Source organism: Sphingomonas faeni, assembly GCF_023195535.1.
Classification (GTDB): Bacteria; Pseudomonadota; Alphaproteobacteria; order Sphingomonadales; family Sphingomonadaceae; genus Sphingomonas; species Sphingomonas faeni_B.
Window position 1 is genome coordinate 392,469 of sequence record NZ_JALPNF010000003.1, and the last position, 22,164, is coordinate 414,632.

21 protein-coding genes are annotated in these 22,164 nt (G+C 65.7%); 2 read left to right on the forward strand and 19 right to left on the reverse strand.

Translation table 11 applies throughout. The features are described from left to right. Nucleotides 1-120: 120 nt before the first annotated feature. From SPHN_RS09075 to SPHN_RS09145, 15 genes are all read right to left on the reverse strand, one after another. Complete coding sequence (locus SPHN_RS09075; RefSeq protein WP_248522825.1) at nucleotides 121-1,449, reverse strand: PQQ-dependent sugar dehydrogenase; 1,329 nt, start codon at nucleotides 1,447-1,449, stop codon at nucleotides 121-123. Nucleotides 1,450-1,729: 280 nt separating this feature from the next. After that, nucleotides 1,730-4,003, reverse strand: coding sequence for a catalase/peroxidase HPI (gene katG, locus SPHN_RS09080; RefSeq protein ID WP_432715067.1), 2,274 nt, complete (start codon nucleotides 4,001-4,003; stop codon nucleotides 1,730-1,732). A gap of 519 nt (nucleotides 4,004-4,522) precedes the next feature. Continuing rightward, nucleotides 4,523-5,422 carry a hemolysin family protein gene (locus SPHN_RS09085; protein ID WP_248522826.1) on the reverse strand — a complete coding sequence of 300 codons (900 nt, stop codon included), beginning with the start codon at nucleotides 5,420-5,422 and terminating at the stop codon, nucleotides 4,523-4,525. 8 nt (nucleotides 5,423-5,430) lie between these two features. After that, a complete protein-coding gene (ybeY, locus tag SPHN_RS09090) occupies nucleotides 5,431-5,940 on the reverse strand; it encodes an rRNA maturation RNase YbeY (protein ID WP_248522827.1) in 510 nt (169 codons plus the stop codon). 9 nt (nucleotides 5,941-5,949) lie between these two features. Continuing rightward, nucleotides 5,950-6,345, reverse strand: coding sequence for a type II toxin-antitoxin system VapC family toxin (locus tag SPHN_RS09095; protein WP_248522828.1), 396 nt, complete (start codon nucleotides 6,343-6,345; stop codon nucleotides 5,950-5,952). Further along, complete coding sequence (locus SPHN_RS09100; RefSeq protein WP_248522829.1) at nucleotides 6,342-6,596, reverse strand: type II toxin-antitoxin system VapB family antitoxin; 255 nt, start codon at nucleotides 6,594-6,596, stop codon at nucleotides 6,342-6,344. The genes SPHN_RS09095 and SPHN_RS09100 overlap by 4 nt, the downstream gene beginning before the upstream one ends. Before the next feature lie 50 nt (nucleotides 6,597-6,646). Further along, nucleotides 6,647-7,651, reverse strand: coding sequence for a PhoH family protein (locus tag SPHN_RS09105; protein ID WP_132737677.1), 1,005 nt, complete (start codon nucleotides 7,649-7,651; stop codon nucleotides 6,647-6,649). Nucleotides 7,652-8,078: 427 nt separating this feature from the next. After that, nucleotides 8,079-9,410, reverse strand: a complete 1,332-nt coding sequence (miaB, locus tag SPHN_RS09110; protein WP_248522830.1) for a tRNA (N6-isopentenyl adenosine(37)-C2)-methylthiotransferase MiaB — start codon at nucleotides 9,408-9,410, stop codon at nucleotides 8,079-8,081. A gap of 315 nt (nucleotides 9,411-9,725) precedes the next feature. Beyond that, nucleotides 9,726-10,403 carry a lysophospholipid acyltransferase family protein gene (locus tag SPHN_RS09115; protein ID WP_248522831.1) on the reverse strand — a complete coding sequence of 226 codons (678 nt, stop codon included), beginning with the start codon at nucleotides 10,401-10,403 and terminating at the stop codon, nucleotides 9,726-9,728. 40 nt (nucleotides 10,404-10,443) lie between these two features. Continuing rightward, nucleotides 10,444-10,866, reverse strand: a complete 423-nt coding sequence (locus SPHN_RS09120) for a Fur family transcriptional regulator (protein ID WP_056047123.1) — start codon at nucleotides 10,864-10,866, stop codon at nucleotides 10,444-10,446. 74 nt (nucleotides 10,867-10,940) lie between these two features. After that, a complete protein-coding gene (locus SPHN_RS09125) occupies nucleotides 10,941-11,429 on the reverse strand; it encodes a GNAT family N-acetyltransferase (protein ID WP_248522832.1) in 489 nt (162 codons plus the stop codon). Then, the gene (gene tsaB, locus SPHN_RS09130) at nucleotides 11,429-12,046 is read right to left on the reverse strand and encodes a tRNA (adenosine(37)-N6)-threonylcarbamoyltransferase complex dimerization subunit type 1 TsaB (RefSeq protein WP_248522833.1); all 618 of its coding nucleotides are present in this window, start codon (nucleotides 12,044-12,046) and stop codon (nucleotides 11,429-11,431) included. Before tsaB ends, SPHN_RS09125 begins: the two co-directional genes overlap by 1 nt. 140 nt (nucleotides 12,047-12,186) lie before the next feature. After that, entirely contained in the window at nucleotides 12,187-12,780 is a 594-nt protein-coding gene (locus tag SPHN_RS09135) for a malonic semialdehyde reductase (protein WP_248522834.1), read from the reverse strand. Then, a complete protein-coding gene (locus SPHN_RS09140) occupies nucleotides 12,780-13,352 on the reverse strand; it encodes a NifU family protein (protein WP_248522835.1) in 573 nt (190 codons plus the stop codon). Before SPHN_RS09140 ends, SPHN_RS09135 begins: the two co-directional genes overlap by 1 nt. Before the next feature lie 249 nt (nucleotides 13,353-13,601). After that, complete coding sequence (locus SPHN_RS09145; RefSeq protein WP_248522836.1) at nucleotides 13,602-14,483, reverse strand: aspartyl/asparaginyl beta-hydroxylase domain-containing protein; 882 nt, start codon at nucleotides 14,481-14,483, stop codon at nucleotides 13,602-13,604. 147 nt (nucleotides 14,484-14,630) lie between these two features. On the opposite strand from SPHN_RS09145, the gene SPHN_RS09150 reads away from it, so the two are divergent. Then, nucleotides 14,631-17,537, forward strand: a complete 2,907-nt coding sequence (locus SPHN_RS09150) for a M16 family metallopeptidase (protein ID WP_248522837.1) — start codon at nucleotides 14,631-14,633, stop codon at nucleotides 17,535-17,537. A gap of 161 nt (nucleotides 17,538-17,698) precedes the next feature. On the opposite strand, the gene SPHN_RS09155 is transcribed toward SPHN_RS09150, so the two are convergent. After that, nucleotides 17,699-19,486: an AMP-dependent synthetase/ligase gene (locus SPHN_RS09155; protein ID WP_248522838.1), complete on the reverse strand. Its 1,788-nt coding sequence runs from the start codon at nucleotides 19,484-19,486 to the stop codon at nucleotides 17,699-17,701. 136 nt (nucleotides 19,487-19,622) lie between these two features. Beyond that, complete coding sequence (gene trmB / locus SPHN_RS09160) at nucleotides 19,623-20,315, reverse strand: tRNA (guanine(46)-N(7))-methyltransferase TrmB (RefSeq protein ID WP_248522839.1); 693 nt, start codon at nucleotides 20,313-20,315, stop codon at nucleotides 19,623-19,625. A 208-nt stretch (nucleotides 20,316-20,523) separates the two neighbouring features. On the opposite strand from trmB, the gene SPHN_RS09165 reads away from it, so the two are divergent. Continuing rightward, nucleotides 20,524-20,799 carry a hypothetical protein gene (locus SPHN_RS09165; RefSeq protein WP_248522840.1) on the forward strand — a complete coding sequence of 92 codons (276 nt, stop codon included), beginning with the start codon at nucleotides 20,524-20,526 and terminating at the stop codon, nucleotides 20,797-20,799. On the opposite strand, the gene SPHN_RS09170 is transcribed toward SPHN_RS09165, so the two are convergent. Both SPHN_RS09170 and SPHN_RS09175 read right to left on the reverse strand, forming a co-directional pair. Beyond that, complete coding sequence (locus tag SPHN_RS09170; protein WP_248522841.1) at nucleotides 20,796-21,071, reverse strand: hypothetical protein; 276 nt, start codon at nucleotides 21,069-21,071, stop codon at nucleotides 20,796-20,798. The two genes, SPHN_RS09165 and SPHN_RS09170, sit on opposite strands and share 4 nt — an antisense overlap. Before the next feature lie 96 nt (nucleotides 21,072-21,167). Next, nucleotides 21,168-22,061, reverse strand: coding sequence for a helix-turn-helix domain-containing protein (locus tag SPHN_RS09175; RefSeq protein ID WP_248522842.1), 894 nt, complete (start codon nucleotides 22,059-22,061; stop codon nucleotides 21,168-21,170). Nucleotides 22,062-22,164: the final 103 nt, after the last annotated feature.

Here is a 22,164-nt window from a genome sequence, read left to right on the forward strand (position 1 = left end):
AGAACAAGGAAGGGCAGGGTACCGTACGAAGGTCAACCGGCCCTTACTTGAAGGGGATAGGCACAGAACACGTCAGGGGTGACAGACTGACCAACTGGGCGTCGCGTACCCCCGCCAAGATCAGCCTCCCGCGCTGACCCGCCAGATGACGTTGCCGACGTCGTCGGCGACCAGCAGACCGCCGGTCTCGTCGGTGATGACGCCGACCGGGCGGCCCTGTGCGTCGCCGTCCTTGTTGAGGAACCCGCCCAGCACTTCGACCGGCTTCACGTTTGCCGCCGGGAAGCCGGTGTCGCCGAACGGGATATAGACGACCTTGTAGCCCGATACCGGCTTGCGGTTCCACGAGCCGTGCTCGCCGACGAATGCGCCGTTGGTGAAGCGGTCGCCGAGCTTGGCGTCGGCCGAGAAGGTCAGGCCGAGCGCGGCGACGTGCGGCCCGAGCGCGTAGTCGGGGCGCTTCGAATATTGCTGGAGTGCGGGGTTCTTCGGCTCGACGCGGCTGTCGGGATAGCCGCCCCAATAATACCAGGGCCAGCCGAAATTATCGCCGAACTCGACTTGCGTCAGGTAATCGGGCGCAAGATCGGAGCCGAGCTGATCGCGCTCGTTGACGACGGTCCACAGGCCGCCGGACCTGGGGTTGATCGCCATGCCGTTGGGATTGCGCAGGCCGGCGGCGTAGATCCGCCAGTTCTTGTCCTTCGGCCAGACCTGCAGGATGTTGGCACGGTATTTCTCGGCGTCCATGCCGTTCTCGGCAATGTTCGAGGACGATCCGACACCGACATAGAGAGTCTTGCCGTCGGCTGCGGTGATGACGTTGCGCGCCCAGTGATTGCCGCCGGGGTTGAGCTTGATGACGAGTTCGGGCTTGGCGGTGATCTTCGTCGCGCCGTCGGTATAGGGCACGCGGACGAGCGCGTCGGTGTTGCCGATGTAGAGCTGGCCGTCGAGCAGCGTCATGCCGAACGGCGAGTTGAGACCGGTCATGAACACCGACTTCGTCTCCGCCACCCCGTCGCCGTTCGCGTCGCGGAGCAGCGTGATGCGGTTCGCGGACGGCACGCCGGCGCCGGCGCGGCCCATCAGCACCTTCATCACCCAGCCGGTGATCCCGCCACCTTCGCGCGGAGGCGAGTTCGTCTCGGCGACCAGCACGTCGCCATTAGGCAGACGGTACATCCAGCGCGGGTGATCGAGGCCAGTCGCGAACGGCTTCACCGCCAGCCCTGCGGCGGGCGTGGGCATCGCGCCGTTCTGCCAGCCGACGACCTTGGCGACCTTGACGGTCGGGATCGTCTGGATGCGGGGGTCGGTGATCTTGGGCAGCTTGCCGGTGACCTGATCGACCGGCAATTTCGCCGTGTCGGGCCAGGCGAGATAGGTGACGCCAGCGGCGATCACGAGCAGGATCAGGCCCAGGACGATGAGGATGTGTTTGCGCATGGGGGGAGATTAGGGGGGCGGCGGGGCGGGGGCAATCCCGGCGTGATCCTCGCCAGGATCGTCATCCCAGCGAAAGCTGGGATCTCTCAGTTCGGGCCGCAGCATCCGCCTCATTGAGATCCCAGCTTTCGCTGGGATGACGGGTAGGCGTGGGATCACGGGGAGGGGGGTAGGATGACGGGAGAGTGGGGATGGCGGGATCGGTCGGAGACCGGATCAGAGCACAAAAAAAGGGCCGCCGGCATTGCTGCTAGCGGCCCTCTAATCAACCAAACGTCGCTTACGAGATCGCGGCATCCTGCTCCGCACGGACCTTGGCAAGGTCGAAGCGGTCGGCGTTCATCACCTTGTTCCAGGCCTTCACGAAGGCGCTCGCGAACTTCTCGCTCGCGTCGTCTGCGGCATAGACTTCGGCCAGTGCCCGCAGCTGCGAGTTCGAGCCGAACACCAGATCGACGCGGCTGCCCGTCCACAGCGTCTCGCCGGTCTTGCGGTCGCGGGCTTCGAACACGCCCTCGCCGGTCGCGGTCCACTTTGCCGTGAAGCTCGTCCGCAGGAGATTGCGGAAGAAGTCGTTGGTCAGCGTCTCGGGACGATCGGTGAACACGCCGAGCTTCGAGTCGCCGTGATTGGCGCCCAGCACGCGCAGGCCGCCGATCAGCACCGTCATTTCAGGGGCGTTGAGGCCCATCAGATGCGCGCGGTCGACCATCAGCTCTTCGGCCGAATAGACCGACGTCTCGCCGACATAGTTGCGGAACGCATCGGTGCGCGGCTCGAGCGGGGCGAACGACAGCGCATCGGTCTGCTCCTGCGACGCATCGGTACGGCCCGGGGTGAACGGCACGGTAAGCTCGTGACCAGCCTTCTTCGCCGCGGCTTCGATGCCGGCATTGCCGCCGAGCACGATCAGGTCGGCAAGCGATACGGTCTTGCCGCTGCCTGCGAAGTCGCGCTGGATGCTCTCGTACGTCGAGAGCGCCTGCGCCAGCTCGGCCGGCTCGTTGACCGCCCAGTCCTTCTGTGGCGCCAGACGGATGCGGGCGCCGTTCGCACCACCACGCTTGTCGGTGCCGCGATAGGTCGAGGCCGACGCGAACGCCGTCTTCACCAGACGCGAGATCGCCAGGCCCGAGTCGAGAATCTTCGCCTTCAGCGCCGCGATATCGGCGTCGGACAGCGGCTCGCCTTCGGCAGCGGGGACGGGATCCTGCCAGATGCGGGGCTCTGCCGGCACTTCCGGACCCAGCAGCAGCGGGTAGGGGCCCATGTCGCGGTGCGTCAGCTTGTACCAGGCCTCGGCGAATGCCTTGGCGAACTCGTCCGGATTCTCGTGGAAGCGGCGCGAGATCTTCTCGTAGGCCGGGTCGACGCGGAGCGCGATGTCGCTGGTCAGCATCGTCGGGCGATGCTTCTTCGACGGGTCATGCGCATCGGGCACGTCCTCGGCGGCGTCCTTGGCGATCCACTGGTGCGCACCGGCGGGGCTCTTGGTCAGCTCCCACTCGTGGCCGAACAAGTTTTCGAAATACAGGTTGGTCCACTTGGTGGGCTCCTGCGTCCAGATGACTTCGAGGCCGCTGGTGATCGTGTCGCCGGCGTTGCCCTTGCCGTAGCTGTTTGCCCAGCCCATCCCCTGCATCTCGATGCTCGCGCCTTCCGGCTCAGGCCCGATATAGGGCTCCGGCTCGGCGGCGCCGTGCGTCTTGCCGAAGGTGTGGCCACCGGCGATCAGCGCGACCGTCTCCTCGTCGTTCATCGCCATGCGGCCGAACGTCTCGCGGATATCGCGTGCCGAGCCCATCGGATCGGGGTTGCCGTTCGGGCCCTCGGGATTGACGTAGATCAGACCCATCTGGACCGCGGCGAGCGGGTGCGCGAGGTCGCGGTCGCCCGAATAGCGCTCGTCGGCGAGCCACTCGCGCTCGGCGCCCCAGTTCACGTCAGTCGCTGGCTCCCACACGTCGATGCGGCCGCCGGCGAACCCTGCGGTCTGGAAGCCCATTGATTCGAGTGCGCAATTGCCGGTGAGTACGAGTAGATCGGCCCAGGAGAGGCTGCGGCCGTACTTCTCCTTGATCGGCCACAGCAGCATGCGGGCCTTGTCGAGGTTGGCGTTGTCCGGCCACGAGTTCAGCGGCGCGAACCGCTGCTGACCCGCGCCTGCGCCACCACGGCCGTCACCGATGCGGTAGGTGCCCGCAGCGTGCCACGCCATGCGGATGAAGAGCGGACCGTAATGCCCGAAATCGGCTGGCCACCACTCCTGCGAGTCGGTCATCAGCGCGACGATGTCGGCCTTCACCGCGGCAAGATCGAGGGACTTGAACGCCTCGGCATAGTCGAAGTCGTCGCCCATCGGATCTCCGGCCGGCGGATTCTGGTGGAGGACCGAGACGTTGAGCTGGTTTGGCCACCAGGTGCGGTTGGTCATCTCGAACAGGACGGCGGGGCCATCCATCTTGCCGGGCTCGTTGGTGGCCTGGTGGGTCGAGCCGCCATGCATCGGGCATTGTCCGGCAGCGGGGGCTGCGGTGGTTGCTTCGGTGGTCATACCATCTCCAATCGGGCGCATTTTCAGTTGGAGACGATATGCCATCAGCGGACTGATTGGGGAAATAGATTGCGTCGTCGGCAGTGATCGGTTGGGTGATATCTGCGGTGGAGCGGCTGACGGGGGCGCGGTGCCCATCTTCAACGGACCGTTCTCGCCAAACCCCGTCGTCCGGCCAACTCTGCCGCCTTTCAACCCCAGCACCCAGCCAAGCCCGTCGCCCAGACAACCCCGCCGCCCAGACAACCCCGCCGCCCAGACAACCCCGCCGCCCAGACAACCCCGCCGCCCAGACAACCCCGTCGCCCAGACAACCCCGCCGCCCCCGCCAAGCCCCGTCGCCCCAGCGAAAGCTGGGGTCTCCCCGTTTTTGCGGGCGACGTGGCCTATACGATGATATCCCAGCTTTCGCTGGGATGACGGGACGATACGGAATGAGGAAGAGGGGCGGGTTTGCGGCAAGGGGGGCGGGATTACGGGGAACATTAAAGGCCGTCAGTTATCCTCAAACGTCAAAACTCAGTCGTCGTCCTCGATCGCCACCACCGGAGGATGCAGGCGGAGGCGGTTGATGCGGCGTTCGTCGGCGTCGATGACTTCGAGCTTCCAGCCGCTGGGGTGATCGACGCATTCGCCGACCTGCGGCACATGGCCCGCGAGCAGCGCCGCCAAGCCGCCCAGCGTGTCGATATCGCCATCGACCTCCGCCAGTCGCGCGTCGATCAGTTCTGCGGCGTCCTCCAGCTCGGCGCGCGCGTCGACATCCCAGGCACCGCCTTCGATCGGCGTCATCAACACCTGCGGCGCATCGTCATGCTCGTCCTCGATATCGCCGACGATTTCCTCGATCAGGTCCTCGAACGTGACGAGGCCCTCCGTGCCCGAATATTCGTCGAGCACGATCGTCAGGTGGACATGCTTCTGCCGCATGTCGGCGAGCAGATCAAGCGCCCCGCGCGACATGGGCGCGTAGAGCGGCTCGCGGATCAGCCCGGCGATCGACGCGGGATGCTCGGCGCCGGTCGCGAGGATGTTGAAGACGTCCTTGATGTGGACCATGCCGATGATCGTATCGAGGTTGTCGCGATATACCGGCAGGCGGCTGTGCCCAGCCTCGGCGAACAGCTTAACCAGATCCGCGAACGGCGTGTCCTCCTCGACCGCGATGATATCCGCGCGCGGCACGCCGACGTCGCCGGCGTCGCGCTCGCTGAAGTGGAGCAGGTTGCGGACCATCTGGCGCTCTAGCGGCGTGAGATCGCCCTTGGCGTCGGGCGCGGGATCGCCTTCGTGCCGATCGATCGCATCCTCGAGCTGGTCGCGGAGAGATTCGTCCTGGCTACCGAAGATCAGGCCCTTGAGCCCGCGCCAGATACTGTCGCTACTATCGCCGTTACCGGCATTGGGGCCATCGGCCATCGTGGTCGTCAGTCCTCTTTTATCAGATAAGGGTCGTGAAGGCCGAGCGCGGCGAGCGCATCACGCTCGATCTGCTCCATACCCTCGGCCTCGTCGTCGTCGATATGGTCATAGCCTAGCAGATGCAGCGTGCCGTGCACCATCAGATGCATGGCATGATCCTCGACAGAAATGCCGCGCTCGGCGGCTTCCGCCACGCAGACGCCGTGCGCGAGGATGATGTCGCCTAGCAGCACCTCGCCGTCGTCGGAGTTCTGGGTGATCGTCTCTAACAGGTCCGCCTGGACCATCGGGAAGGACAGGACGTTGGTCGGCTTGTCCTTCTGGCGGTACTGTTTGTTGAGCGTGTGGACCTCTTCGTCGGATGCGAGCCGGATCGAGATTTCGACGGTTGCGGCGCTGGTCAGCAACTCGCCATGTGGAGTCCGCTCGATGGCCGCGGTCGCTGCGCGCAGGGCGAGCGCGTCCCAGTCCTGCTCAGGCCAGGGGGCATCGGAAGAGAGCGCGATTTCGAGCATGCAGGTCCTTCAGGCGAGATCGGTTTGGGCGAAATCATTACCCTTGTAGAGAAGTTCCGCACCACTGGTCTTTGCGCAGGCATAGGCGAAGCAATCGCCCATGTTGAGCTTGGCGGGGTGGTTCCCTTTGCCGTAGCGTTCATGGGCCATGATGGCCTCCCGGGTTTCGATCTCGCCGATCGGGACAAGGCGGAGTGCGAAGTCGACTATGAACGTCTCGACTTCGGCGTGCGCGACGGCAACGGGAACCTTGCGCTTGCGTGCTATTGCGCGGACCGTTTCCCATAGCGACATCGCCGAGCACAGTACCGCGTCAGCCTGACCGTATCGCTTCTCGAGAGAGAAGGCTTCCGGCTCGCCCGTCATGATCGCGACCATTGCGGATGCGTCCAGGAACGCGATCAATCGTCGTCTTCGTCGTTGAGCGAATCGTAGAAGGCCTTGTCCGCTTCCAACCCCGTCGGTTCGCCTAGCGGGTGAGCCGCTCGCCAAGCCGCGAACCGATCATGGATACTCGCGCGCTTCTCCATCTCGAGCATACGCTTGCGGTGCAGGAGAGCGTCGTGGACCGCTGCTGTCTTGCTGGTGCCGAGCAAGCCCGCCACCTCACGTGCGAGATCCGCGGTATCCGCGTTCTTGATATAGAGCGATGCCATCGTCCGACTCCGGGGATATCCTGAAGATGTACTCCAGGATATCCCCACCATCAAGCATCGGTTCCTTCGTAGGCGGCGACGACGCGGCCGACGATCGGGTGGCGGACGACGTCGCCGACGGTGAAGCGGCACATCGAGATGCTTTCCACTCCCTCCAGCCGGGTGACGGCGTCCGCCAGGCCCGAGGCCGCCACGCCGCCGGGGATGTCGACCTGCTTGGGATCGCCGCAGATCACCATGCGGCTGTTCTGGCCGAAGCGCGTCAGGAACATCTTCATCTGCGCAGGGGTGGTGTTCTGCGCTTCGTCGAGGATGACGAAGGCGTCGGCCAGCGTGCGGCCGCGCATGAAGGCGATCGGCGCGACCTCGATCTCCCCGCTGGCGATGCGACGTTCGACCTGTTCCGCGGGGAGGCAGTCGTATAGCGCGTCGTAGAGCGGGCGGAGATAGGGATCGACCTTCTCCTTCATGTCGCCGGGGAGGAAGCCGAGACGTTCGCCGGCTTCGACCGCGGGGCGCGAGAGGATCAGGCGCTGGACGCTGCCGGTGATGAGCTGCTGCACCGCCTGCGCGACGGCCACGTAGGTCTTGCCCGTCCCTGCCGGCCCGAGTGCGAAGATCATGTCGTTGTTGGCGAGTTCGCGCATGTAGTGCGCCTGCGCGGGGGTACGCGGGACGATCGTCTTCTTACGCGTCCGGATCATGATCGGGGGGGCGCCGCCGCCGCCGGCATCGGCGCGGATAATGCCTTCGAGCACGGGCTCGTCGGCCATCGCGATCGACGCATCGACCAAGCCGGTATCGACGTCCTCCCCGCGCTGGATGCGGGCGTAGAGATCGTGGAGCACGTCGCGCGCCTTGGCGACCTGTTCGGCGGTGCCCTCCAGGCCGATCTTGTTCCCTCGTGCGGTGATGTAGACGCCGAGGCGATTCTCAAGCGCTACCAGGTTCTGGTCGTACTGGCCGAAGAGTCGGACGAGCAATTGGGGCTTGTCGAACAGCAGCTCGACACGGGCGCGGTCACCGGACTGGGCGGGAACGGGTTTACGGCTCATACGGTCCTTTCAGGGACAGGCTTGGAAAAGAAGGGCTTTTGCAAAAGAAGGTTAGGCCGGGTTAGGCCAACGCACAGTGCGATCGCGGTGTCGTCGAACCGGAGATGAGCATCGCGGGCGACGCGTTCAAGCCGCGCCGGAGCGCTGGCCGAGAGATGATTCAAGTCGCGTAGGCGAAGCTGCATCGGCGGCGAGTGTGACAGGCGATCGGGGAGTAGGACAGCGAAATCGCGGGGGGGGTGCTTGATGGCTCGTGAGTGTTGCCGCCATGCCTTGAATGCGCTCCTCACGATCCTCCCCCGCCAGGGGGAGGTGGCGCCGTAGGCGACGGAGGGGGAGGCACGCGAAACAGCGGTGACACCTTACCTCCCCTTCGTCAGGCAAGTGCCTGCCACCTCCCCCTTGCGGGGGAGGATCGCAAGCGGGGTCAGGCGGCTTCGGCGATGCGTTCGATGCCGGTCAGGGAATTGGGGCCGGCTGCCGCGAGCGTCACCTCTACCAGGTCGCCGATCGCGTGGTTGCCGAGCAGGTGGACCGACTGCAGCCAGGGGGACTTGCCGATCAACTGGCCGGGGAGTTTGCCCGTGCGTTCGAGCAGGACGGTGCAAGTGCGGCCGACGGTGGCGGCGTTGAAGGCGTGCTGGTCGCGGTTGAGCGCGGCCTGGAGGCGTTGCAGGCGTTCGTCCATCACCGATTCCGGGACCTGTTCGACGATCGACGCCGCAGGCGTGCCGGGGCGGGGGCTGTATTTGAAGCTGTACGCCTGCGCATAGCCGACCGCGTCGACGAGGCTCAGCGTGTCCTCGAACTCGGCGTCGGTCTCGCCGGGGAAGCCGACGATGAAGTCGCCGGACAGCGCGATGTCTGGGCGGACTTCGCGGACTCGGTCGAGCAGGCGGAGGTAGGAGTCGCGGGTGTGGCTGCGGTTCATCGCCTTCAGGACTCGGTCGCTGCCGGCCTGCACGGGGAGATGGAGGAACGGCATCAGGCTCTCGATGTCGCGGTGCGCGTCGATCAGGCCCTGCGTCATGTCGTTGGGGTGGCTGGTGGTGTAGCGGATGCGCGCGAGGCCGGGGATGCGGTCGAGGTCGCGGATCAGGTCGTGTAGGCCGCGGCCCTCTGGAGTATTGGCGTTCTCGGACCAGGCGTTGACGTTCTGGCCGAGCAGCGTGATCTCGCGCGCGCCGGCGTCGACCAGCGCCTTCGCTTCGTCGACGATGGCGGCGAACGGCCGGCTGATCTCCGCACCTCTCGTGTAGGGTACGACGCAATAGGTGCAGAATTTGTCGCAGCCTTCCTGCACGGTCAGGAACGCCGAGGGAGCGACCTTCCGGCGGGCGGGGAGCGCGCCGAACTTCGACAGCAGCGGCATGTCGGTGTCGAGCGAGGGCGTGCCGGCGGCGGCCTTCGCGACGAGGTCGGGGAGGTTGTGATAGGCTTGCGGGCCGACGACAATGTCGACCTTGGCGCGGGTGAAGATTTCCTCGCCCTCGGCTTGGGCGACGCAGCCGGCGACGGCGATCATTGGGGTCTTGCCGGACTTTTTACGCTGGTCCTTCCGGAGGCGGCCGATGTCGGAATAGACCTTTTCGGTGGCGCGTTCGCGGATGTGGCAGGTGTTGAGGACGACGACGTCGGCGTCGACTGCGTCTGCTTGGGTGAGGCCCTGGGCGGCCATCAGTTCGGCCATGCGCTCGCCGTCGTAGACGTTCATCTGGCAGCCGAAGGATTTTACGTGGAAGGTTTTGGGAGGGGACATGGGCGGGGTCGTACCAAATTTCCGCGTGTGGGGGGAGGGGGCGTTGTTAGGGCGCCCATTCGAGCATCGTTGGAGTAGCGCTGCTGGAGCACCGCCCCGGCGGAGGCCGGGGTCCAATTGGAAAGGTCGCAGTAACGGAGCGCCGTCTTCCGTTAGCACCGTCCTCCAATTGGGCCCCGGCCTTCGCCGGGGTGGGGTTTTGCCGGGGTAGGGTTTTGTGTTGGGGTTGGTAGGAGCTTCCCTTCCTTGTTCTCCCGCGAAGGCGGGAGTCCAGACTGGGCCCCCGCCTTCGCGGGGGAACACTCTTTGTTTGAGCTACGGCGCTTCCATGCGGCGCCTTGCTTCGGCGGCTATGGCTTTTCGGTCGCCATACTCTGCGGGGTCGAAGGGTTCGGCGAAGTGCAGCGTTGCTACGAAGCTGCCCTTTCGTTGCAATACGCGGGCGGCGTGGTGCTGGCCGGGCTCGTCGCCGACCCAGGCGAGTTCGCTCGTCGCCGTGCCATAGTCGATGCGGACGGGTTGGACTTTTACGCCCGGCGGGGGCGGGTCGAGCGCGGCCAGCAACGCGGCCTTGAAGGGGAGCAGGGTAACGCCGTCTCCGGTCGTACCTTCGGGGAAGAGGGTGACGGGCCAGTCTGCCGCCAGCGCGTCGCGGATCTGGGCGATTTGCGCGTTTACGGCCATGCGGTCGGCGCGGCTGACGAAGATTGTGCGGTTCAGCGTGCAGAGCCAGCCGACCAGCGGGGCAGCGCGGAGTTCCGATTTCGCAACGAACGCGCTGCCGGTCGCGCCGGAGAGGAGCAGGATGTCGATCCAGCTCAGGTGGTTCGAGACGAAGACGACGTCGTGTTGGAGCGGGGCGCCCTCGACGCGGGCTCGAGCGCCGACAATCCGCGCGACCAGCCCCAGGAAGCGTGGTGGCCAGGGCGACTTCCGCCCGAACAGTCGCCATGCGCCATGCAACGGCAGCGCGACGATCAGCGCAAGCAGCAACGCCGCCAGCCGCGCGCCAAAGCGGATCCGGCCGATCGCGTCAGTCCTTGCGGGTGAGCGCGACGCCGTAGAGTTCCATGCGGTGATCGACCAGTCGGAAGCCGAGCTTCTCCGCGATCGCCTTCTGCAACTGCTCGAGTTCGGGATCGACGAATTCGATCACCTTGCCGCTCTCGACGTCGATCAGGTGATCGTGATGCGCTTCGGGCGCGGGCTCGTAGCGCGCACGACCGTCGCCGAAATCATGGCGGTCGAGGATGCCGGCTTCCTCGAATAGCCGGACCGTGCGGTACACCGTCGCGATCGAGATGCCGGGGTCGATCTGCGATGCGCGCTCATAGACCTTCTCGACGTCGGGATGGTCATCCGCCTCGGACAACACGCGCGCGATGACGCGGCGCTGCTCGGTGATGCGCAGGCCTTTCTCGTTGCAGAGTGCTTCCAGATCGATCTTGCGCGGCATGTGTCATTCCCTCGTTGCACCCCATGTAGGACGTTCGCGCTGTTGCGAAAAGGGATAGTGACTCGCAATAAGCCTTAACCGGTGATAACTCGCGAATATGTGTGGGCGTCATACGCGACGCCGGTCTTGCCGCGGTAATAGGCACGACGTTCGCCGACCTTGGTGAAGCCGTGCGCGCCGTACATCTTGACGGCCTCGTTGCCCGCACGGACTTCGAGGTGGAGTTTCGCGATGGCGCCGACCGAGCATTCGGCGATCGCCGCACGGATCAGCGCGGTGCCGACGCCGCGGCGACGATAGTCGGGGGCCACCGCGATCAGCAGCAGCTCGGCTTCGTCGGCGACGGTGCGGGTCATGGTGAAACCCGCCGGGAACTCGTCGACGAACGCAAGCGTGAGGTGGACGCCGGTGAGCGCGAGCACGCCAAGGCATTGGCTGCGCGTCCACGCCTCGCCGTAGCGCGGGTCGAACGCCTCGGTCATCAGCGCGTCGACGATCGCGAGATCGCGGGCGTCGCCGGTGCGGAGCGAGACCGCGCGGGTCGCGACTTGGCGGGTGGCCATTATTTCGGGACCGAGGGCTTGGCGTCGGGGGCGCGGCCGTAGATCGGGCTTGGAGCGAGTGCACTCAGCGTCTCGGGGAGCAGGATCGCGGAGGCTGCGTCGGGGAGCGCCTCGGTCAGGTCGATCGTGTCGTCGAGCGCGGCGAGCCAGCGGACGCCGTTGCCGACTGCGCGCCGTCCTGTCAGCGCGGCGAGCGCGGCGGCGGGCTTCAGCGATACCATGTCGGATCGCGGCGACAGATCGGTGGCGAAGGCTTGCATGAAGACTTCGCCATGGCCCCCTTCCATCACGACCGCAATATCGTCGGTTAAGCGGTCGGCGAAAGCGGCGGCGGCGACGAGGGGGAGGGAGGAGAAACCGGCGATCTTCGCACCCCAGCCGAGCGCAAGCCCGCGGGCGGCGGCGATACCGACGCGGACGCCGGTGAAGCTGCCAGGGCCGCAGTCGACGATGATGCGGTCGGCGCGACCACCGTTGGGGAGCTCGGCGATCATCGGGATAAGGCGCTCGGCATGGCCGCGGCCGACGACGTCGTGCGCGCGGGCGATGACGGCGCCGGACTCGAGGAGGGCGACCGAGCAGGCTGTGGTGGATGTTTCGATGACTAAGGTGCGCATTGTGTATTCCGTCACATCCCAACGTCCGTCACCCCAGCGAACGCTGGGGTCTCCCGGTTGGCGAAGGCCGTGGCCAGAACCGGGATACCCCAGCTTTCGCTGGGGTGACGGTATTTGGCTAGCGCAGTCGGCTAGCGCGTTCAGGCTATCGTGTTGAACTTCGCGAAGTCGGGACGCGGCGAGCGGGCGTAGATCGTCGCGGGATCGCCGTGGCCGAGCGTCGAGATGAAATTCGTCCGCACCGCCGGCGTGTCGTGAAAGAACGCCGCGTCGACCTTGCCCGCGTCGAAGCCCGACATCGGCCCGGTATCGAGTCCGAGCATCCGCGCGGCGATGATGAAATACGCACCCTGCAACGACGAGTTGCGAAACGCCGAGGCCTCGCGCAGTTCGGCGTTGCCGTCGAACCACGACTTCGCATCGGCGTGCGGGAACAACTCGGGGAGGTGTTCGTGGAAATTGGTGTCCATGCCAATGATCACCGAGACGGGGGCGTTCAGGATCTTCGGCTTGTTCTGCGCGCTGCACGCATCGGCAAGCTTCTGTTTCGATTCGTCGCTGACGCACCAGATCAGGCGCGCTGGCAGCTGGTTGGCGGAGGTCGGGCCCCACTTCATCAGGTCCCAGATCGCGTGCAATTCGCTCTCGGCGACGGGCTCGTCGGTGTAGCCGTTATAGGTGCGTGCGTCGCGGAAGACGGTGTCGAGAACGCTATCGTCGAGTTTCTGGCGCATCAGACGGCTCGCACTTCGGTGACTTCGGGGACGTAGTATTTGAGGAGCTGCTCGATGCCGTTCTTAAGCGTCGCGCTCGACGACGGGCAGCCGGCGCAGGCACCCTGGAGCTGGAGGAACACCTTGCCCTTGTCGAAGCCGCGATAGACGATGTCGCCACCGTCGTTCGCCACCGCCGGGCGGACGCGCGTGTCGATCAGTTCGCGGATCTGCGCGACGATTTCGGCATCGGCCGGGTCGTCCGACAGAGCGGGCTCGTCGGACGGGACCGAGAAACCGGCGCGTGCAGGCTTGAACAGCGGCATCGCGGCGGAGAAATGATCGAGCAGGATCGCGAGCACGTCGGGCTTCAGGTCCGACCAGGCGACGCCCGGCGCGGCGGTCACCGACACGAAATCGCGGCCGAAGAACACGCCGGTCACGTCGCCGAGATTGAAGATCGCCTCGGCCAGCGGACTGGTCTCGGCCTCCTCGGGGGTGGCGAAGTCGCGCGTGCCGGCGTCCATGACGGCGCGTCCCGGCAGGAACTTCAACGTCGAGGGGTTCGGGGTTGATTCCGTTTCGATGAGCATGCACCGCATGTGGCCCGACGAGCGCGGTGGATCAAGCGCGGAACGGGAAACGGTTTCTTTCGGGGGGTGAGGGGCGGGGGGCTTAACTTAGAGAAGATCCGAACGTCCTCACCACTAAAGTCCGTCACCCCAGCGAAAGCTGGGGTCTCCCGCTGGGACGCGGGTGGCCCGAACCGGGATACCCCAGCTTTCGCTGGGGTGACGGACTTGGCTATGGCGACTGATTATTGGATCATTGATTGGATAAACTCAGACGTCCATCGCCTTCACCGCGGCGTTCCAGCTGCCGATGTTGCGGACCGCGTCCTGGACGAAGGCGGAGCGGCGGACGATGCCGAGGAACAGGTCGGCGATCCACTTGCCGGGGTTGCGCAGGGGGCGTTCGAACTGGATCAGCAGGACGACTCGCGTGCCGTTCGTGTCGTTCCACACCTCATGGTTGTAGGTGTCGTCGAACACCAAGGTCTCGCCTTCGGCCCAGCGCACGACGCGGTCGTGGACGCGCATCCGGACGTCGCCGTCGCGCGGCACGATCAGGCCGAGGTGGCAGGTGATGAGCCCCTTGGTCACGCCGCGATGCTCGGGGATGTGCGTGCCGGGCGCGAGGATCGAGAAGAACGCGCTGTTGAGACCAGGGATGCGCGCGACTGCCGCCGCCGTATGAGGGCAGCGGGCGAGGCTCTCCTCGATCGGATAGCCGTAGCCGTAGAGGAAGAACGATCGCCATTTGTCGACCTCGGCGATCGAGCGATGATCGGGCGAGATCGTCGCGAGGCTGGGCGACGCCTCGCCTTTGAGCGCGACATGTACGGCCTCGTCGCGGATCGCGGCCCAGTTCTCGCGCAGCACCGCGGTCCAGGCGAAATCGCGGACGTCGAGCACCGGATCGTTCGCGACCAGCGAGGACGAGGCGATCATCCGGTCGAATACGCCGCGTAAATGCTTGCCGATGCGGATGATCAAAGGGCGGTTGGCTTCGGCGACCATCGGCGCGCCGGGCCTGGGTGCGCCGGAGATGACGTTCAGATCGGGCACGCGCGCGAGATCAGGCATGCGGGTGCTGCGGCGTACGGCCGGCTCGCCCGAATCTCGCCACAATGAAGACTGCCCCAGTTCCGCTTCGACCGTCATCTCTATCCTGCATCCCGACGCGTCACGGCGCCGATCCCTTTGTTTGAACACGATATACCGCGGGTGTTGGACGAAATGATGGCAGCCGCGACCCCCACCCATGGTGCGACGCTGGCGATGCGCGCGCGGGGACGCTAGAGATGCGCCATGGTATCCTTATCGCGCCTGTATCGCGCTCCCGTCCTGCTACCCGTCCTGCTCGGCCTCGCTATCCCGGCGAGCGGCCAGATGGCAAGTCAGCAGGCCGCCTCCACACCCGCTAAAGAAGCGCCGACGCTGCCCGAGCTGACCGGGATCGATACGACCGCGTGGCTCTACAAGGGCAGCGACCTCACGCGGGACCCGGAGTGGAAGTTCGGGACGCTGCCCAATGGCATGCGGTTCGCGGTGCGCAAGAACGGCGTGCCGCCGGGCCAGGTCTCGGTACGCGTGCGGATCGATGCGGGCTCGCTGAACGAAACCGACAGCGAACGCGGCTTTGCGCATTTCATCGAGCATCTCTCGTTCCGCGGGTCCGAATATGTGCCGGACGGCGAGGCGAAGCGCGTGTGGCAGCGGTTCGGGGCGACCTTCGGGTCGGATACCAACGCACAGACCACGCCGACCTCGACGACGTTCAAGCTCGATCTTCCCTCGGCCACGCAGGCGGGGCTCGACGAGAGCCTGAAGATCATGGCCGGCATGATGGAAAAGCCGACGATCACCGACGCGTCGGTCGCCGCCGAGCGCCCGATCGTGCTGGCCGAACAGCGCGAGCAGCCGGGGCCGCAGGTGCGGTTCGGCGATGCGATCCGCGCGACGTTCTTCGCCGGACAGCCGCTCGCGGATCGCTCGCCGATCGGCAACATCAACACGCTGGAGGCCGCCACCGGCGCCACGGTAAAGGCGTTTCACGATCGCTGGTATCGGCCGGAGAACACCGTCGTCATCATCTCGGGCGACATGGATCCGGCGCTGTTCGGGCGGTTGATCGTCAAGAACTTTGCCGACTGGAAGCGCACCGACCCGGTCGTGCCCGCGCCCGATTTCGGCAAGCCTGACCCGAAGGCGCCGGTCTCCGCGACGGTCGCCGAGCCTGCGATTCCGGCAGTGGTCACGCTCGGCGTGGTCCGTCCGTGGGAGTATAAGGACGACACCGCGATCATGAACCAGAAGCGGCTGGTCGACGTGCTGGCCACCCGGCTGATCAGCCGGCGTCTGGAAACGCGGGCGCGTGCGGGCGGGAGTTTCCTTCAGGCGAGCGTGTCGATCGACGACGTGTCGCGCTCGGCGAACCTGACCAGCGTCAACATCGTGCCGATCGGCACGGACTGGGAAGCGGCGTTGAAGGACGTGCGCGCGGTGATCGCCGACGCGCAGACCAACCCGCCGAGCCAGGCCGAGGTCGACCGCGAATATGCCGATTTCGACACGATCATGCGGACCAGCGTCGAGACCGCGAAGGTCGAGGCCGGCTCGAAGCAGGCCGACGACATGGTCGGCGCGCTCGACATCCGCGAGACGGTGGCGGGGCCCGAGACGTCCTACAAGATTTTGCAGGACGCCAAGGCGAAGGGGATGTTCACGCCCGCCACGCTGCTCGCCTCGAGCAAGGCGATCTTCGAGGGCACCGCGACGCGGGCGCTCGTGAATACGCAGACGCCCGATGCCGGTGCTGCGAACAAGCTGGCGACCGCGTTGAAGGCGGACGTCTCGGGGCTTGCGGGCAAGCGTCGCGCGCAGGCGTCGGTCGATTTCTCGAACCTGCCGTCGCTCGGCAAGCCGGGGACGGTCGCGAGCCGCGAAAAGATCACCGCGTTCGACATGGAGCAGGTGAATTTCGCGAACGGGACGCGCGTGCTGCTGTTCCCCAACGCGGGCGAGACCGGGCGCGTTTACGTGCGCGTGCGGTTCGGTGGCGGCTATACCGCGATCCCGTCGAACCGGCCGACGCCGGCCTGGGCGGGCGATCTCGCGCTGGTTGCGGGCGGCATCGGCAAGCTCGACCAGGGCGATCTCGACCAGTTGACCGCGGGGCGGCGGATCGGCCTCGACTTCGGGATCGACGACGACGCGTTCACGCTCGGCGCGATCACCTCGCCGGCGGATTATTCGGATCAGTTGCGGCTGATGGCGGCCAAGCTCGCCTTCCCGGCCTGGGATCCGGCGCCGGTGGCGCGTGCGCGAGTGGCGGCGCTGGCCGGGTTTGCGGGGTATGATTCGTCGCCCGATGGCGTGTTGTCGCGCGATCTCGAAGGTCTGTTGCGGGCCGGTGATCCGCGCTGGGGGACGCCGTCGAAGGAGACCGTCGAGGCGCTCAACGCGAAGGACTTCCGTGCGTTCTGGGAGCCGATCCTGAAGACCGGACCGATCGAAGTCTCGATCTTCGGCGACGTGAAGGCGGACGAGGCGATTGCCGCAGTCGCCAAGTCGTTCGGGGCGATGAAGCCGCGGACGGCGGTGTCTACGGTCGGTGCTCCGGTCGGTTTTCCGGCGCATAATACGACGCCGGTGATGCGTGCGCATACCGGCCCGGAGAACCAGGCGGCGGCGGTGATCGCCTGGCCGACCGGCGGTGGGATCGACAACATCGTCGAGGCGCGGCGCCTGGACGTGCTGGCGCAAGTGTTCAGCGATCGTCTGTTCGAGCGGCTGCGGCAGGCGGCAGGGGCGAGCTACAGCCCGAACGTGTCGAGCCAGTGGCCGGTCGGGATGAACACCGGCGGCCGCATGGTCGCGATCGGGCAGGTCGCGCCGGAGAAGGTGTCGTTCTTCTTCCAGATCGCGCGGCAGATCGCGGCCGAGCTGGTGTCGACGCCAATCGCCGCGGACGAGTTGGACCGGATCAAGAAGCCGATGGGGCAGTATATCCTGCGCGCCTCGACCGGGAACCAGTTCTGGTTGCAGCAGCTGGGGGGCGCGACGTTCGACCCGCGGCGGATCGCGGCGACGCAGCGGATCGCTTCGGATCTGGTCGCGACGACGCCCGTGGAGTTGCAGGCGACGGCGGCGAAGTATCTGCGGCCGGAAAAGGACTGGACGATGGCGGTCGTGCCGGACGCGGCGAAGAAGTGAGGTTTGCCCCTCTCCCTGCAGCGGAGAGGGAAGGAGGAGCCGCTTGGCGACGGAAGGGTGAGGGGCTTTGGGATGATCGCCCGAGCCTCACGCCCCTCACGCTCCCACCCGCAAGCACGGGCGGGCCCCTCCCTCTCCCCGGAGGGGAGAGGGCTTAGGTTTTAGGGTTTATACAAGCCGTCCAACCTTTCGCCGTAGACCTGCCGCAACACATGCCGGCGGATCTTCAAACTCGGCGTCAGCTGCTCGTTCTCGATCGTGAACGGGCCATCCGCCAGCACGAAGCGGCGGATGCGTTCGGTTACCGTCAAATCCTTGTTCACGCGTTCGATCGCCGCGCCCAGGGCCGTGCGGAACTCGCTATTCTCCGCCAGCCGCGCGAAGCTGCACGCGTCGCCGTTGGCGGCGCACCATTCCTGCGTCCACTCCGGATCGGGCACGACCAGCGCGACCATGTACGGCCGCCGATCGCCGACGATCATCGCCTGGACGATCTCGGGCTGGAGCGTCAGCATCCCCTCGACCTTTTGCGGGGCGACGTTCTCGCCCTTGTCGTTGATGATCAGGTCTTTCTTGCGGTCGGTGATGCGGATCCGGCCGCGATCGTCGATCTCGCCGATGTCGCCGGTGTGCAGCCAGCCGTCCTTCAGGACTTTCGCGGTCTCGGCGTCGTTGCGCCAATAGCCGTGCATGACGAGTTCGCCGCGCACCAGGATCTCGCCGTCCTCCGCGATCCGCACCTCGGTGTCCTTGAGCGCAGGGCCGACCGAGTCCATGCGGACGCCGGCCTTGGGGCGGTTGCAGGAGATGACGGGGGCGGCTTCGGTCTGGCCATAGCCTTGCAGAAACGTCAGCCCGAGCGACTCGAAGAACAGGCCGACTTCGGGATTGAGCGGTGCACCGCCCGAGATCATCGCCTTTAACCGGCCACCGAACTTCTTCGAGATCTTCGGCTTGAAGAGGGTGGCGACGGCGGCCTGCATCGGGCGGTCGATCAGGCGGAGGCGGCCGGCGTAGCGCTTGCCGCCGATCTCGAGCGCACGGGCGAGGAGGTAGGCGGAGGCACCGCCCTGTTTCTCGATCGTCTTCGAGATGCGCGTGCGGAGGACCTCGAACAGGCGGGGGACGACGAACATGATCGTCGGGCGCGTCTCCTCGATGTTGGCGGCGAGCTTTTCGAGGCTTTCCGCGTAATAGATCTGGCCGCCGAGCGAGATCGGGAAATGCTGGCCACCGGTGTGTTCGTAGGCATGGCTCAAAGGCAGGAACGACAGGAATACCTCGTCGTCCCAGCCGAAATCCTCCGAGATCACGTTCGCGCACCCTGCGCAATTGTGGAGGATCGCGCCGTGGTGCTGCATCACGCCGCGCGGGGCGCCGCCGGTGCCCGAGGTGTAGATGATGCAGGCGAGGTCTTCGCGCGCGAAGTCGGCGCGGGCGGCGGCGGTTTCGGGGGCGGTCTGGTGCGCGGCGATCAAAGCGTGCCAGTTGTGGAAATCGATTCCGGCGGGGACCTTGATGTCCTCGAGACCGATGACGGTCTGCGCCTGGTTCGAGCGCACCACCGCGGGGAGCAACGTCCTGGCGAGCTTGGCGGTCGACACGATGATCGCGCAGGCACCCGCATTCTCGATGATGTGGAGGTGATCGCGTTCGGTGTTGGTAACGTAGGTCGGCACGGTGATGCACCCCGCCGCCATGATCGCGAGGTCGCTCAGGCACCATTCGGGGCGGTTCTCGCTGACCAGCATGACGCGGTCGCCGCGCTTCAGGCCGATCGCGGTGAGCGCGGTGGCGAGGCTCGCGACCTGCCGCGCCGCGTCGGCCCAGCTGGTGGCGACCCAGGCGCCGCTCGCCTTGGTCCAGAGAAACGGCGCGTCGCCTCTCTCCGCGGCGCGCGCGAAGAACATCGAGACGAGGTTCGGGAATCGTTCGAGCTGACGAGCCATTGTCTCTCCCTGGGCGCACTGGTAGCCGATGCGCCTCGTTGGAGCCCTTGTAAGCGAGAAGCCTCACGCCGGACAATCACCGTCCACCGACGAGATGGCCCGAAAGCTTTGGATCGTCGCTGAAAACCGCCCGCCGTCAGGTCCGGATGTACCGGAAGTACCAGACCTCGTGACCCTGCCGCCGCGCCTTGCGTTCGTAGCGCGTCTCGGGCCAGTCGTCGGGGCGGGTTAGGAAGTCGTGTGGGGTTTCGGCCTGCCAGACGAAATCGCGGCGCGCATTCATGATCATCATCGACCAGCGGCAATAGGTCGGGTCGTCGGTGCCGAGCCGGAACTCCGCGCCGGGCTTCAGCTTGGCGGCGATCGTATCGAGCGGTCCGTGATTGACCATGCGCCGCTTGGCATGGCGCGCCTTGCGCCAGGGATCGGGGTGCAAAAGGTAGAGACGGTCGAGGCTGGCATCGGGCAAGCGCTCGATGACTTCGAGGGCATCGCCCATATACAGCCGAACGTTGGTCAGCGCCCCGTCGCGGATATGGGAGAGCGCGCCGACCACGCCGTTGAGAAACGGCTCGCAGCCGATGAACCCGATATCGGGATTGGCCGCAGCCTGGGCGGCAAGATGCTCGCCCGCGCCGAAGCCGATTTCGACATGGAGGGAACGGCCATTGCCGTCGGTATCACCGAACAGCGTCGCGGCGTCGAGGGGACCCTCGTCGGGTACCGAAAGGTCCGCAAGCGTTTCCTCGACAAGCGCGGCCTGGCCGAGGCGAAGCTTGTGGCCTTGGCGTCGGCCATAAAGGCGGCGGATAATGGAAGGGTCGTTCATCGCCGCGCGCTCTAACGATCTGCGTGCCGCACGCAAAGCGTCGTCGGCGTGTTTGGGCGGCGGGGGCGTTACAAAAAGAGGAATGCTCGATCACCGAGTACCGCGGCGAGACCATGATGCGCGCGCGGATCCCGTGCGATTCTCGGCGAGTGCGGATTGATCGGTTGCACTCTGGCATTGCCGTGGCGCTTGCCGTACCGGTTTGCGAATGGGCGATCTGGACAGGCTGGTTCCATCGGGAATCATCGAGCAATGGGTCTATCACCTGCGGCGTCAGCGCGCCCGGGCGGCAGATGCGATATGGCTGATCGATCAGGGCTTTACGCTGCATGACGGACAAGGTGGCATCCCGCAGCACGACGCGACGACGCGGTGGCGGGCCGAACAAGAGACGGTGGTCGAGGAAGTAACGGCGTTGCTAGCGCTTTACGACGGGATCAACCTAGGAACGGTCGATGCGGACGCTACGCCGACCCTTCGTTAGGATTGATCGCTATAGCATTGCCGCATGAGCCAGCCTGTCATCTGCAAGGATGAGCTCTGCGGCATTTCGGGGTCGGTCATCGCCATGACATGTTCAGCCGACGTCATCATCTGAAGATGCCGGTCGCCGAGAAGGCGATGCGCGGCGCGACCCGCTTCGGTCTTCGAACGCTCGGCAAGTAGTTTTTCCTGCGCGGCACGGTTGCGGTGGTAGTCCGCCCGCTGTTGCCAAGCCTCGGCAGTGGTCAAACGATCTGATCGTTCATGACTCATGCTCATTTCCTAATCTGTAAGACTTGATCTAGATTAGATTATCACACTGCCGGATTATCCCTAGACATTTCGACTAGATCCAGGTTTTGCAAGAAATTATTTGTCGATGCGGCGAAGATAGCGCCGGGGCGTGGTCCCTAAAAAGCGGTTGGCGTCGCGGAGAAAGTGCGACGCATCGAAATAACCAAAGTTCGTGATCGTAGCAAAATCCATCCCGGTCTCCTGAAACCGTTCGAGCGCGGCAATGAAACGGCGGCGCATCAACAGCGTCTTGGGTGGAAAACCGAACCAGCGCAGTGCGATACGGCGAAGATTATGCGGAGTCGTCGCCAATTGACTGGCGGCAGTCGCGGCATCGTCGACGCTACCGGCGTCGATCAGCGCCATCAGTTCTGCGATCAGCGTGGTGGTCGCGACATCGAGCGACGTCATGTCGCGCGCGACCACCGCTTCGGCAAGCCGCGCGATCGCCCTGGCGGCAAGGTCCGCGACATGTGGGTCGGCCACGTACGAGTCGGCGAGATCCGAGTCGAGCACGTCCGAACTGGTTCCGTCCGCGCTGGCCATATCGAAATCAGCCACGTCGTCGAGGCAGGTAATGCCAAGATCGCGCGCGCCGACGATCCGATCGGACATCGTCGCTGCCACGACGGCCGTCAACCGCGACCAGTCTAGCGGACTCAACGGGATTTCGACCGGCGCCGTGCCATTGATCTGCAAGGTGACCGGTTGGCTCGAGGGGCCGACGATGGCGACATCGGGCAGCCGATCGTAATAGCGATTGCGAATCCGCGCGGAGACCCGGGTGCCTTCGGGGATCACCAGGACTCGAGCGGTCCCCGGCAGGCGCGAAATCTCGAAGGCGCCCGCGGACCGGGGACGCATGGTGCCGAGCGCGTCGATCCGCGATCGTAGCTGGCCCTCTACCGATGGTCCCGAGATCAGCAGCCCATCGACGCTTTTGGTCGAGCGCATTGGAAAAACCAGCATCGTCACATCCCACTTCCGGGTGCGCGCGACGACCGTCGACGACCCCCTGCCAAGGCCGACACTTGATCCAGATTGTACAACCGCGAAATGTCCACAGCGCTCA